The organism is Streptomyces sp. NBC_00989, from assembly GCF_045162655.1.
In the GTDB taxonomy this organism is placed as follows: domain Bacteria; phylum Actinomycetota; class Actinomycetes; order Streptomycetales; family Streptomycetaceae; genus Streptomyces.
This window is the reverse complement of sequence record NZ_CP108728.1, coordinates 7,269,073-7,281,293: the sequence shown is the minus strand read 5'-3', so window position 1 is coordinate 7,281,293 and position 12,221 is coordinate 7,269,073. Positions and strand designations below refer to the sequence as shown.

Genomic DNA, 12,221 nt, shown 5'->3' with positions numbered 1-12,221 from the left:
GTGTACTCGACCGAACTCGTCACCGACGCCCAGGAGTTCGCCGAACTGGCCCCAGCCTGGGGCCGGTTGTACCAGAAGTGCGGCGCGGCGACCCCGTTCCAGTCCCACGCCTGGCTGCACTCCTGGTGGCTGTCGTACGGCCGAACGGGCCGCCTGCGCCTGCTCGTTGTCCGCGACGGCCGCGAACTCGTCGCCGCCGCACCCCTGATGCTCGTCCGCGGCCCGGTGCCCGCACTGGTCCCGCTCGGCGGCGCGATCTCCGACTACGGCGACGTACTGCTGGACGACGACCACGGCGACCCGGCCGTCGCCGCGCTCACCGAGGGCCTCGCGTCCGCCGCCCGCACCGCGCTGATCGACTTCCGCGAGGTGCGCCCCGGCGGCGCGGTCGAGCGCGTCTACGACCGCTGGCGCGGCCCCCGCCGCCGCGTCCACGACTCGCTGTGCCTGGAGCTGCCCGCCGTTCCGATGGCCGACCTGGTCGCCCGTCTCCCCTCCTCCAAGGCCCAGCGCGTCCGCGCCAAGCTCCGCAAGCTGACCGCACTCGGCGTCGAGCGTCACGTCGTACAGCCGGACGGGGTGGACTCGGCGCTACGGCGGCTGCTGGAGCTGCACGAACTCCAGTGGCAGGGACGGAAGGTGACGTCCGAGCATCTACAGACCCGGTTCTGCGAACACCTGGTGCGCTCGGTCGGGCCGATGGTGCGCTCCGGCGACGCCGTCGTCACCGAGTTCCGGCTCGACGAGGACGTGGTCGCCGTAGACCTGACGCTGTTGTCGCGGCGGCTCGCGGGCGGTTATCTCTACGGCGCGCATCCGCGGCTGCGGGAGCGGAAGGCGGATGTGGCGGTGATGCTGCTCGACGCGTGCGCCGAGCACACCGGCGCGGGCGGGCCCCGCACGCTCAGCCTGCTGCGCGGGGACGAGCCGTACAAGCATCACTGGCGGCCCGAACCGGTCGTCAACCAGCGGCTGTTGCTGGCCCGGCGGCGCACGGCGCCGCTGATGACGGCGGTCGCCTGCGATGTCGCCGCGCGCCGGCGGGGCAAGGCGATCGTGCGGAAGTGGAAGGAACGCGGTGGCGACGGACCCTGAGCGGCCCGCCGCCACCTCTGGTTCAGCGGTCGCGCTGCCACCAGTCGAACTTCACGCACAGCTTCCCGCCGAGCCAGTACTCCACCCAGTCGCCCAGCTCGACCGGCGAGCAGTTGGCCGGGTGCGTCGGGGCGGGTGGTGTGGTGGGTGTGGTCGGTGTCGTGGGCGGCTTGGTCGGCTCCGGAGTAACCGGAGTAGGTGTCGGGGTCGGGTCCTCGGTGCGGCCGAACAGGACCGAGCGGTAGACCTGGGACGACTTCGGGTTCTCGGAGCACTGCCACACACCGTGCGGGCAGTAGTCGGTCACCGTGTTGTACAGCGGCTTGTGCTCGTCCATCCAGGCGAGCATGCGCTTCATGTACTCCGCGTTGTCACCGTTACGGAAGAGTCCCCATTCAGGATAGGAAATGGGCTTGCCGTGCGATTTGGCGAAGTCCACGTGTTCCTGGAGTCCGTAGGGCTCTTTCACCTGCTCGTCGAACGTCAGCCCGGACGGCTGGTCGTACGAATCCATTCCGACGATGTCGACCGTGTCGTCCCCCGGATAGCACTGCGTCCAGGGAACGGCGTCCCGGCCGCGGCTCGGAGTGAAGTCGAACCGGAATTTCTGGCCCGGCACCGAGCGCATCGTGGTGACGATCCTGTTCCAGTACTTCTTCCAGGCCTCCGGGTCCGGCCCGCAGCGAGAGGTGTACGTGGTGCCGTTCATCTCCCAGCCGAGCACGATCACCGTGTCCGGCACCTTCAGGTCGACCAGCCGCTCGGCGAGGGCCTTGAAGTGCTGATCGAACCGACCGGCCGCGCCCTGCTGGAGCAGCTGCCGCACCTGCCAGTCGGAGACACCGTCCTCGTTGTGCTCCTGCATCGGCACGTTGAGGACGAGCATCCGGTCGGACTTCTCGGTACGCCAGTCCGCCCACACGTCGAGCAGACCCGGGGCGCCCTCGATGTCGCTCCAGTGGTTCCCGGGCAGGTAGGTGTGGCCGACCCGCAGTTCGGCACCGCCCAGCCAGCTGCTCAGCGCGGCCATGCGGGCCACGCCCCGGGCACCGGAGTCGAGGAAGGCACCGAAGGCGGAGGTCTGCTTCGGCTCGGGGGTCTTGGTGGCATCGGGCGTCTTCACCGGTTCTACGACGGCCGGAGTCGTGGGTGTGGTGGTCACAGGAGCAGGCGGATCCGTGGCTCGCGCCACCTCCGCTCCCGCCGCGAACCCGGGACCCGACGCGAAAGCCGCCGACGCGGCGACCGTAGCCGCGATGAAGGCCAGTCGGGCGGTCCGGGACCGTCGCTGCTGTGGGGCCATGTCTGCTCCTCTCTCCACTCTCGTACTCCGTTCCGACTTTTCTTTTCCTTCTACTGACACTCAGTCATATGAATATGAATTACGCCACCGCCGTTACGGCTTCCGAGTTTCTCTGTCGCCCGCACGGGTGAACCGAACCGAAGGAAACAGTCCGTGTCGCTGCTCGACATCCGTGTCCCCGCAGTCCTGTTGCGGATCGACCGGAATCCCTTTCACCACGGAACGCTGGGGGCCGTGCGTTCGCTGGGCCGGGCGGGAGTGGAGGTGCATGTGGTCGCCGACTCCGCCGGAAGTCCCGTACGCAGTTCCCGCTTTGTCTGCCAGATGCATCCCCCGCCGCCGCCCGGCGCGACCCCCGGCGAGATCGCCGTCACGCTCCGGCGGGTGGCCGCGCGGATCGCGCGTCCCGCCGTGCTGATCCCGATGGACGACGCGAGTGCCGTCGCGGTCGGCCGGATGAGCGAGGAACTCGCGCCTTCCTATCTGCTGCCGCAGCAGCCCGGCGCGCTGGCCGAACGGGTCGCGGACAAGGCCGAACTGGCTGCCGTGTGCGCGGGCGCGGACATCCCGCATCCGGTGACGCTGATCCCGGAGAGCCCGGCGCAGGCGGCGAGCGCCGCCTGGCAACTGGGGCTGCCGGTGGTCGCGAAGTGGAGCCGGCCCTGGCTGGTGCCGGCCGGGACCGGGCTGCGCAGCACGGTGGTGGTGCACAGCGGGCAGGAGGCGCGCGAGTTGTTCCTGCGCGCCGAGGAGGCGGGCAGCCGGCTGCTGTTGCAGGCGTTCCTGCCGTCGGGGCCCGACCGCGACTGGTTCTTCCACGGGTACGCCGACCGGTCCGGCGCCGTACGCGGCGGTGGCCCCGGCCGCAAGCAGCGGGCCTGGCCGCGCGGCGCGGGGCTGACGGCGGTGGGCCGCTGGACACCCAACCCGCAGGTGCAGGCGCTCGCCGAGCGTCTCACCGCCTCGCTCGGCTACCGCGGCATCTTCGACCTGGACTTCCGCCGCTGCGGCTCGACCGGCGGCTACCACCTGCTCGACTTCAACCCGCGGCCCGGAGCCCAGTTCCGGCTGTTCGCCGACTCCGCGGGCCTGGACGTCGTCCGCGCCCTGCACCTGGATCTGACCCACCGTCCGCTGCCGGACGGGGCGCCGCGACCGGGGCGGTCGTTCGTGGTGGAGAACTACGCGCCGCTCAGCGCGCTGCGGCCGATGCTCGGCGGGCGCGAGCTGGCCTGGCACGCGCCGGACGACCCGGGGCCGGGCCGCGCGATGTGGGGGCTGTGGGGCCGGCATGTGCTGCGCAAGCTGCGGGAGCGGCTGGGCGGGCCGGCCCCGGTGCGCGCGACGGAGGCCCGGGTGGTCCGACAGGCGGGCGAGAGCCACCCCAACGGGCCCGCCGGATCAGCCGAGTTGAGCAAGGTGACCGAGTTGAGCGATGACGAGAAAGCGAGCAGCTGCTGATGTACGACCTGCTGGTGGTGGGCGCGGGCCCGTACGGCCTGTCCATCGCGTCCCACGCCGCGGCCGCGGGGCTGAACCTGCGCGTCTTCGGCCGGCCGATGGCGTCCTGGCGCGACCACATGCCCCGGGGCATGTTCCTCAAGTCGGAGCCCTGGGCCTCCAACCTGTCGGACCCTGAAGGTCGTTGGCCGCTCGACGTGTACTGCGCGGGCCAGGGTGTGGAGGCCCGGCACGGGGAGCCGATCCCGGTCGAGATGTTCGCCTCGTACGGCCTGTGGTTCGCGCGCAACGCCGTGCCCGAGGTGGACGAGCGGACGGTGGAGCGGATCGCGCCGGTGCCCGGCGGCTTCGAGGCGGTGACCGACGACGGCAGGGTGCTGCACGCCCGGACCGTCGCGCTCGCGGTCGGCGTCATGCCGTTCGTCGAAATCCCGTCCGCGCTACGGGGGTTGGGCCGGTCCCTGGTTTCGCACAGCAGCCACCACAGCGCGCTGGACGACTTTCGCGGCAAGGACGTCACGGTGATCGGCGGCGGCCAGGCGGCCCTGGAGACGGCGGCGCTGCTCGCCGAACAGGGCACACGGGTACGGGTGTTGGCACGCGCCGACGAACTGTCCTGGAACGACGTGCCGCCGGCCTGGGAACGCCCCTGGTGGCAGTCGGTCCGCTCCCCGCACAGCGGCCTGGGCTGCGGCTGGCGCAACTGGTTCTACTCCGAGCGCCCCGGCCTCTTCCACCGGCTCCCGGAGTCGACCCGGGCCGGAATCGCGGCCACGGCACTCGGTCCTGCGGGCGCCTGGTGGGTGCGGGACCGGGTCGAACCGGCGGTGGAGGTGCTGCTCGGCCACGAGGTCGCGGCGGCCGACGTGGTGCCGGGCGGGGTACGTCTGGAGACGGTGGGCCGGGCGGGCGGTACGCGGATCCTGGACACCGAACACGTCATCGCGGCAACGGGGTTCAAGGCAACGACCAACCGACTCGGGCTGCTCTCCAGCGAGTTGAGGGGCTCCCTGGCCACGGTGGGCGACGGTTCCCCCGAGATCGGCCGGGACTTCGAGTCCTCGCACCCCGGCCTCTTCATGGCGGGCCTGGTGACGGCCTCGGGCTTCGGCCCGGCGATGCGCTTCGTGCACGGCGCCACGTACACGGCGGGCGCGCTGGTGCGGGGAGTCGAACGCCGGCTGCGCTCGGAGCCGCGCGGCGCGACGATCCCGGCACCGGGACGACGGGGCACGCCGGCCTTCGTACGGCGCTGACGGCACGGGCGCTGCGGGTGTGCCGGGCGGTGACGTCCGGCACCCCGTGCGCATTACCTACGGGACGCGGCTCGGCCTCGTCGGTAGAGGATCGTGCCACCCGCGATCAGCGCGGCACTGGCACCGGAAGCGGCCAGCATGGCCTCACTGCCGGTGTGCGCCAGAACGGGCGGCGGGATGTGCTCCCCACCGGAGGGCGGAGGCGTGTGGTGCCCGCCCGTGGGGGGAGGCGGGGTGTGGTTGCCGCCACTGGGAGGCGGCGGCGTGTGATGCCCACCGCTGGGAGGCGGCGGCGTGTGGTGTCCGCCGGTCGGGGGCGGCGGCGTGTGGTGCCCACCGCTGGGAGGCGGCGGGGTGTGGTGTCCGCCCGTGGGGGGCGGCGGCGTGTGGTGCCCACCCGTAGGGGGCGGCGGGGTGTGATGCCCACCGGTCGGAGGCGGGGTGTGGTGGTGACCGCCGCTGGGAGGCGGCGGGGTGTGATGGTGACCGCCTGTCGGAGGCGGAGTGTGCGGAGGAGGCGGCGTGTGGTGCCCGCCCGTGGGAGGCGGCGGCGTCTCCTCGCAGTCCGGGGTGCCGTAGCCGGAGTGGTCCCCGTGGCCGTGACCCGTGTGATCTCCGTGGCCGTAGCCCGTGTGATCTCCGGAGCCGTAGCCCGAGTCGCCCCCGGAGCCGTAGCCCGAGTCGCCCCCGTGGCCGTACCCCGAGTCGCCCCCGGAGCCGTACCCCGAATCGTCTCCGCGGCCGTAGCCCGAGTCGTCGTCGGAGTCGCCGTAGGACGGCTCGGTCCACCGGTGGTGGCCCCCGTGCTCGCCGTGCCGGTGCCCGTCCTTGCCGCCGGCGCAGGAGTTGCCGAACGTCGGGTTGAGCCCGGACACCCCATCGGCGGTGTTGCCACAGGCGTTGACCGGTGCGTCGATCGGGACATCGATGCTGTTGCCGGACAGGACGCCCGGCGAATCCTTGGCAGCGCCGCCGGTGTATGTATCGGCCAGGGCGGGGCTGCCGCACAGGGACAGAATGCTCGTCGCGGCGGCCGCCGCGACCATTCCCTTACCCAGGGTCTGTCGCAATCTCGTTGTCTTCCTGCTTGAAGTGGGAAAAGCCGGCCTTGGAAACCTGTCCAAGGCCGGCCATGACACAGCCGGAACGGCTGGTGCGTTACGTCGTCGTCAGTCGTTGACGCACGTGTTGCCGAACGCCGGGTTCAGCAGGCCGATCACGTCGATCGAGTTGCCGCACACGTTGACGGGGATGTGCACGGGAACCTGGACCACGTTGCCCGAGAGGACACCCGGCGAACCGACGGCCGCACCCTCGGCACCCGCGTCGGCGAAGGCCGGGGCGGCCATACCGAGAGCCATGATCGCACCAGCGACAACAGCAGCGCTCTTCTTCATGAACGTTCCCTTCTCTGCGGTCATGCCCACCATGACCTGCAGCCTGTAAAACGAGGGATAGACGCAGGAAGAAACTCAAGAACGCGTGTCACCTGACAATTCACTCGATCGTCCGCACCGAATTGACGCGATGGCCGCACAGATGCAGAAACGCTTCTCTTCAAGGGAAGCCAGGAAGAGGACGGCTATGTGAAACGGTCAGGGCGGCCCGCACGGAGATTTCCGTACGGGCCGCCCTGGACGTTTTATTGACGTGCGGTCAGCTGCCGATGGCGCCGTTGCCCGACAGCACCGGGATGTTGTCGGCGATGTGCGACAGCGGCTCGTCACCCTTGGCCTGGGTGGAGTTCTCGGCGCACTGCTGGTTCTGCGGGGCCGAGAGGACCGGCACGTCCTGGAGGACGGTGACCGGCACCAGCACGCCCACGATCGAGGCCGCGTTGGCCTTGACCGGCAGCCCGACACAGAGCTTGTTCAGGTCGCCCTGGGCGAGCCCGAGCTGGGGGCTCATGTCGCCGGTCGTCTTGGCGTTGCCATAGGCCTGCTCGGCACCGTTCCCGTTGACCGTGGTGACGCCGTTGTCGTTGCCGATGGCCAGCGCCTGCGGGGCGGCCGTCGCCGAGACGCCGACGACGGAAGCCGCGACAGCCGTCGCAGCCATTGCCTTCTTGAGCATTTCTGCGGTCCTTTCCTGGCAGAGACACAATTCCTGCTCCCCCATCAACAGAGGTCGGCCGGATTGGTTGCGTGGCTTCACCCGGTTGGATTCATCTGGGCCATTGGAGTGAATCGGAGCAACCATGCGGCCCGGCGCCAGTTGTTCAGGTCGCTCCGGTGGACGGGGTTACTCCAGAAGGGACCACGCAAGTGATCAAGAAGGTTATGGCTGCTGCGGCTGTCGCCGCTTCCGTCGTCGGAGCCTCGGCTGCCGTCGCCGCCCCGGCGATGGCGATCGGTAACGACAACGGCGTCACCACGGCGAACGGCAACGGCGCCGAGCAGGTCTACGGCAACCAGGCCACGTACGGCAACATGAGCCCGCAGATGGCGCTCATCCAGGGTTCGCTGAACAAGCCCTGCATCGGCCTGCCCGCCAAGGCGAACCTGGCCTCGCTGGTCGGCCTCGTGCCGGTCACCGTCGCGCAGGACGTGCCGATCCTCTCCGCGCCGCAGAACCAGCAGTGCACCGAGAACTCGACCCAGGCGAAGGGCGACGAGCCGCTGTCGCACATCCTGGACAACATCCCGGTCCTGTCGGGCAACGGCTCCGCCGGCAGCTGACCTCGCGGACGTGCACAGCGGGCCGCCGATCTCTCGGCGGCCCGTTGGCCTGCCTCGCCGGGACGCGCGGAAGGCGGCCGAGGAGTTCGGGAAGCTGCGCGCGGCCCGTCCGCTGGTCCCCCGCGGACAGCAGCCCCTGCCGAGCGACCCGCCGCGGATCATCCGGCGCGTCCCCGTGCGAGGAAGCCGACTTGCCCGCACGCGAACCGACTTACTGCTCCATTCAGGGCAAAGGCCGCAACCAAACCGGCCATCACCCAGTTGATCATCGCGCGGCTCCGCAACGGGAGTCCGTCCTCCGAAAGGGTTTGAACATGAAGAAGCTGTGGGCGACCGCGGCTGTTGCCGCCTCCCTCGCCGGTGCCACCGCCGCTGTCGCCACCCCGGCGATGGCGATCGGCAACGACGACGGCGTCACCACCACCCAGGGCAACGGCGCCGTGCAGAAGTACGGCAACCAGGAGACCAAGGGCGACATGAGCCCCCAGCTCTCCCTCGTCCAGGGCACCCTGAACAAGCCCTGCATCGGCCTGCCCGCCAAGGTCAACGCCGCCTCCCTGGTCGGCCTCGTGCCGGTCACGGTCCTGCAGGACGTGCCGATCCTGTCGGCCCCGCAGAACCAGCAGTGCACCGAGAACTCCACCCAGGCCAAGGGCGACGAGCCGCTGTCGCACATCCTGGACAACATCCCGGTCCTGTCGGGCAACGGCGCCGTGGGCAGCTGACCTCAGCACCACGCACCACGAGAGCGGGCCGCCGAGCACTTCGGCGGCCCGCTCTTGCTATGTCTGTTTCGGTTTCGCGTACAGGGCCTCGATGTCCTCCGCGTACGCCGCCGTCACCACGTGCCGTTTGAGTTTCAGGGACGGGGTGAGCAGGCCGTTGTCCTCGGTGAACTCGCCCTCGATCAGGGCGAAGGCGCGGATGGACTCGGCGCGGGAGACGGCCTCGTTGGCGTGGTCGACGGCTTTCTGGACGTCGGCGCGCAGGCGTGGGTCCTCGACGAGGTCGGCGAGCGGGGTGTCGGCGGGGAGCTTGCGGACCGAGAGCCAGTGGGCGAGGGCCTCGGGGTCGAGGGTGATCAGGGCGGCCACGTAAGGGCGGTTGTCGCCTACGACCAGGCACTGGCCGACGGGGGCGCGGCTGCGCAGGCGGTCCTCCAGGACGGACGGGGAGACGTTCTTGCCGCCGTTGGTGACGAGGATGTCCTTCTTGCGGCCGGTGATGGTGAGGTAGCCGTCCTCGTCGAGGGCGCCGAGGTCGCCGGTCGCGAACCAGTCGTCCCGCAGTACGGCGTCGGTGGCCGCCGGGTTGTTCCAGTACGCACCGAAGACCACCCCGCCCTTGATGAGCACCTCGCCGTCGTCGGCGATGCGGATGGTGGTGCCGGGCACCGGGAGGCCGACCGTGCCGGGGCGGGGGCGCAGCGGCGGGACGACGGTGGCGGCGGCGGTCGTCTCGGTGAGGCCGTAGCCCTCGTAGACGATGATTCCCGCGGCGGAGAAGAAGAGGTTGAGGTCGCGGTCGAGCGGGGAGCCGCCGCTGATCGCGTACCGCAGGCGGCCGCCTAGTTCCTTGCGGATACGGCGGTAGACCAGCAGGTCGTAGAGGGCCCACGCGGCGTAGAGGGCGGGGCCGGGGCCCTTGCCGGTGCCGAGGAACCTGTTCAGGTAGGCCTCGCCGAAGCGGACCGCGATGCGGTCGGCGCGGTCGAAGGAGGCGGCGCGGCCCATCTTCTCGGCGGTCGCGCGGCCGGCGTCGTGGATCTTCTCGAAGAGGTACGGCACGCCGACCAGGAACGTGGGCCTGAACTCCCGCAGCGCCGGGCGGAGTTCGTCGGGCTTGATGCTCGGGCAGTGGCCGATCTCGATGCGGGCCGTCAGGCAGGCGATCTGGAGGGTGCGGCCCATGATGTGCGCGAGCGGGAGGAACAGCAGCGTCGAGGCGACCTGGCCGGTGACCTCCGTGAAGAGGGGATGCAGCAGCTCGACCATGTTGGCGGCCTCGGCGTGCAGGTTCGCGTGGGTGAGGACGCAGCCCTTGGGGCGGCCGGTGGTGCCGGAGGTGTAGCAGATCGTCGCGATCGTGTCGGGGGTGAGGGAGGCGCGGCGCTTGGTGATCTCGTCGTCGGGCAACTCCTCGCCCAGGGTGACGAGTTCGGCCATGGCTCCGGCGTCCAGCTGCCAGACGCGCGGGGGTTGGGGGTGACGGGCCGTGCCGGTGGTGACCGTGTCGGTGTTCTCGGCGGTCTCCGTGACGACGAAGCGGGCGCCCGAGTCCCTGACGATCCACTCCACTTGGTCCGCCGACGAGGTGGCGTAGATCGGTACCGTCTGGCCGCCGGCCGCCCAGATCGCGAAGTCGAGGACCGTCCACTCGTAGCGGGTACGGGACATCACCGCGACCCGGCCGCCCGGTTCGAGGCCCGCGGCTGTCAACCCCTTTGCGGTGGCGGTGACTTCGCGGGCGAAGGCGGCCGCGGTGACGGGGTGCCAGGTGGCGTTCCGTTCGCGGCGGAGGACCACGGTGTCGGGAGCCTCCGCCGCGTTGGTGAACGGCAGGTCGGCGGTGCTGCCGGCCGTCGGGCGCGTGGCGAGCGGCAGGGTGCTCGCCTCCCGTACGACGCCCCGCTCGTCCCGGGTGAGTTCGACCCGGGTGCGGGCCGCCAGGTCGGTGCGTTGCCGCGCCCGCTTCAGGTCCTTGCGTACGCCCATGACAGCTGCTCCCGGTCGACGGTGAGACGGTGGCTGGGGCGTCAACTTACTCGCAAGTAGGGGAAGGTCAATGGGGTCTGTGCGGTTCCGGTGGGATCAGTTCGTTCGGCGTGCCTCGTCGATCGCTTCGGCGAGTTGCCGTACGTCCTTGTCCTCCGTTTTCTTCGCCAACGTGTGGGCGCGGGTGGCGAGTTGGCCGAGGCCGGGGTTGCCGGGCAGGGTGCCCGAGTCGTCCTCGGGTGAGCGGAGGGTGTCGGCGAAGTAGGCGGCCACGGCGGTGACTTGGAAGGTGTTGGGGGCGCTGCTCAGGGAGTCGTGCAGGGCGTCGGTCTCCAGTTGGCCCGATTCCTCGTGCGGGGCGCGGGTGTTGGGGTCGAGCCAGCGGACGCTCGCGGTGGCGAGGTGGCCGTCGGCGCCGGGCCTGGTGCGGACGGCGTAGAGGGCGGTCACGGTGTGGCCGGGGCCGATCTCGCCGCCGTCGACGTTGTCATCGCGGAAGTCGTCGTCGGCGACCTTGCGGTCCTCGTAGCCGACGAGGCGGAACTGGGCGACCGTCTCGGGGTCGAAGGCGACCTGGGCCTTGGCGTCGCGGGCGGTGAGGTCGATGTTCTGCGGGAGTTGGTCGACGAAGACCTTGCGGGCGTCGGCGTCGTCCGAGACGTACGCGGTGTGGCCGTCGCCCTTGTCGGCGAGTTTCTCCATCAGGGCGTCGCCGTAGTCGCTGCCGACACCGACGCCGAAGAGGGTGATGCCGTGGTCGCGGCGTTCGTCCGCGATGCGCTCCAGGATCGAATCGGCGCTGGTGTCACCGGTGTTGGCGAGGCCGTCGGAGATGAGGACGACGCGGTTGGTGGCACCCTCGCGCAGGCCCTCGGCGGCGGTGGCGTAGCCGGTCTTGACGCCGGCGCCGAGGTTGGTCGAGGACTGGGTCTCCAAGTCGTCGATGGCGTCGTGGACTTGGCCGCGGTGGCCGTCGAGGCGGGTCATCGGGAGGACGGTCTCGGCCTCGTCGCTGAAGGTCACGAGCGCGACCGAGTCGTCGTCGCGCAGCCGGTCCGTCATCTCGTCGAGGGACTTCTTGGCGAGGTCCAGGCGGCCCGTCTCGCTCATCGAGCCGGAGACGTCGATCACGAACGTCAGGGCGGCGGGCGGGCGTTCGTCGGTGGAGTCGGCGGTGCGGGTGGCGAGGCCGACGCGGACGAGGGACCAGTTGGGGCTGTCGGTGCGGGCGCCGTCGACGGTGACCGTGAAGCCGTTGCCGTCGGGGCGGTCGTAGTCCTGGCGGAAGCTGTTGACGAACTCCTCGGGGCGGATCGTCGACGGGTCGGGGCGCCCGCCGTCGGCGAGGACGCGGCGGGCGTAGCCGTAGGAGGCGGTGTCGACGTCGAGGGCGAAGGTGGAGAGGTAGTCGGGGGACGGGGCGATCTTGTCGGCGGGGGTTCCGGTCTGCTCACCGTCCTGTTCGCTGCTGTTGTCACCACCGCTGGTGACGGCCGGGGCCGGTGCCGGGAGGCCGGTTCGGTTCGACGTGTCCGAGTTGCTGGAGTTGTCGCTGCCGCCGCCCGCGCTACAGCCCGTGAGCAGCAGGCCGCCCGCGGCGGTGAGGGCGAGCAGGGTGGTGCGCAGTCGCCGGGCGCGGTGGCGTGACCGCTCCCCCGGCAGCTCGCCCGGTCGTGTTCGGTTGGTCTCCATCTCCCGTGCCCCCTCGGTCCGT

The 12,221-nt window shown here is 70.8% G+C and carries 11 protein-coding genes; 5 read left to right on the top strand and 6 right to left on the bottom strand.

Annotation, left to right across the window (positions count from 1 at the left end):
• Positions 1-1,095: a GNAT family N-acetyltransferase gene (locus OG714_RS32480; RefSeq protein ID WP_406126344.1), complete on the top strand. Its 1,095-nt coding sequence runs from the start codon at positions 1-3 to the stop codon at positions 1,093-1,095.
• Between the two features lie 22 nt (positions 1,096-1,117).
• Here the strand turns inward: OG714_RS32480 and OG714_RS32475 are convergent, their stop codons facing one another.
• A complete protein-coding gene (locus OG714_RS32475) occupies positions 1,118-2,398 on the bottom strand; it encodes a glycoside hydrolase family 26 protein (protein ID WP_406126342.1) in 1,281 nt (426 codons plus the stop codon).
• A gap of 153 nt (positions 2,399-2,551) precedes the next feature.
• Here OG714_RS32475 and OG714_RS32470 point away from each other — a divergent pair, with 153 nt between their 5' ends.
• Together OG714_RS32470 and OG714_RS32465 are read left to right on the top strand one after the other, a co-directional pair.
• The gene (locus OG714_RS32470; protein WP_406126340.1) at positions 2,552-3,859 is read left to right on the top strand and encodes an ATP-grasp domain-containing protein; all 1,308 of its coding nucleotides are present in this window, start codon (positions 2,552-2,554) and stop codon (positions 3,857-3,859) included.
• Positions 3,859-5,115 (top strand): NAD(P)-binding domain-containing protein, encoded by a 1,257-nt coding sequence (locus OG714_RS32465; protein ID WP_406126338.1) that lies wholly within the window; start codon positions 3,859-3,861, stop codon positions 5,113-5,115. The genes OG714_RS32470 and OG714_RS32465 overlap by 1 nt, the downstream gene beginning before the upstream one ends.
• A gap of 53 nt (positions 5,116-5,168) precedes the next feature.
• Here OG714_RS32465 and OG714_RS32460 read toward each other — a convergent pair whose 3' ends face one another.
• From OG714_RS32460 to OG714_RS32450, 3 genes are all read right to left on the bottom strand, one after another.
• Positions 5,169-6,185 carry a chaplin family protein gene (locus OG714_RS32460; protein WP_406126336.1) on the bottom strand — a complete coding sequence of 339 codons (1,017 nt, stop codon included), beginning with the start codon at positions 6,183-6,185 and terminating at the stop codon, positions 5,169-5,171.
• A 99-nt stretch (positions 6,186-6,284) separates the two neighbouring features.
• Positions 6,285-6,512 (bottom strand): chaplin ChpD, encoded by a 228-nt coding sequence (chpD, locus tag OG714_RS32455; RefSeq protein WP_033284615.1) that lies wholly within the window; start codon positions 6,510-6,512, stop codon positions 6,285-6,287.
• A gap of 259 nt (positions 6,513-6,771) precedes the next feature.
• Positions 6,772-7,188, bottom strand: a complete 417-nt coding sequence (locus OG714_RS32450) for a rodlin (protein ID WP_406126334.1) — start codon at positions 7,186-7,188, stop codon at positions 6,772-6,774.
• A gap of 191 nt (positions 7,189-7,379) precedes the next feature.
• Between OG714_RS32450 and OG714_RS32445 the strand changes: the two genes are divergently transcribed.
• Together OG714_RS32445 and OG714_RS32440 are read left to right on the top strand one after the other, a co-directional pair.
• Entirely contained in the window at positions 7,380-7,793 is a 414-nt protein-coding gene (locus OG714_RS32445; protein ID WP_328683251.1) for a rodlin, read from the top strand.
• 314 nt (positions 7,794-8,107) lie between these two features.
• The gene (locus tag OG714_RS32440) at positions 8,108-8,518 is read left to right on the top strand and encodes a rodlin (RefSeq protein WP_406126332.1); all 411 of its coding nucleotides are present in this window, start codon (positions 8,108-8,110) and stop codon (positions 8,516-8,518) included.
• A 57-nt stretch (positions 8,519-8,575) separates the two neighbouring features.
• Here OG714_RS32440 and OG714_RS32435 read toward each other — a convergent pair whose 3' ends face one another.
• The gene (locus OG714_RS32435; RefSeq protein ID WP_406126331.1) at positions 8,576-10,507 is read right to left on the bottom strand and encodes an AMP-dependent synthetase/ligase; all 1,932 of its coding nucleotides are present in this window, start codon (positions 10,505-10,507) and stop codon (positions 8,576-8,578) included.
• Positions 10,508-10,603: 96 nt separating this feature from the next.
• Positions 10,604-12,199, bottom strand: coding sequence for a von Willebrand factor type A domain-containing protein (locus tag OG714_RS32430; RefSeq protein WP_406126329.1), 1,596 nt, complete (start codon positions 12,197-12,199; stop codon positions 10,604-10,606).
• Positions 12,200-12,221 lie beyond the last annotated feature (22 nt).

What these genes read in the sequence shown, in the direction of transcription:
- OG714_RS32440 (WP_406126332.1), top strand. Translation starts at nt 8,108, where the DNA reads ATGAAGAAGCTGTGGGCGACCGCGGCTGTTGCCGCCTCCCTCGCCGGT.
- OG714_RS32465 (WP_406126338.1), top strand. Translation starts at nt 3,859, where the DNA reads ATGTACGACCTGCTGGTGGTGGGCGCGGGCCCGTACGGCCTGTCCATC.
- OG714_RS32450 (WP_406126334.1), bottom strand. Translation starts at nt 7,188, where the DNA reads ATGCTCAAGAAGGCAATGGCTGCGACGGCTGTCGCGGCTTCCGTCGTC.
- OG714_RS32430 (WP_406126329.1), bottom strand. Translation starts at nt 12,199, where the DNA reads ATGGAGACCAACCGAACACGACCGGGCGAGCTGCCGGGGGAGCGGTCA.
- OG714_RS32435 (WP_406126331.1), bottom strand. Translation starts at nt 10,507, where the DNA reads ATGGGCGTACGCAAGGACCTGAAGCGGGCGCGGCAACGCACCGACCTG.
- chpD (WP_033284615.1), bottom strand. Translation starts at nt 6,512, where the DNA reads ATGAAGAAGAGCGCTGCTGTTGTCGCTGGTGCGATCATGGCTCTCGGT.
- OG714_RS32475 (WP_406126342.1), bottom strand. Translation starts at nt 2,398, where the DNA reads ATGGCCCCACAGCAGCGACGGTCCCGGACCGCCCGACTGGCCTTCATC.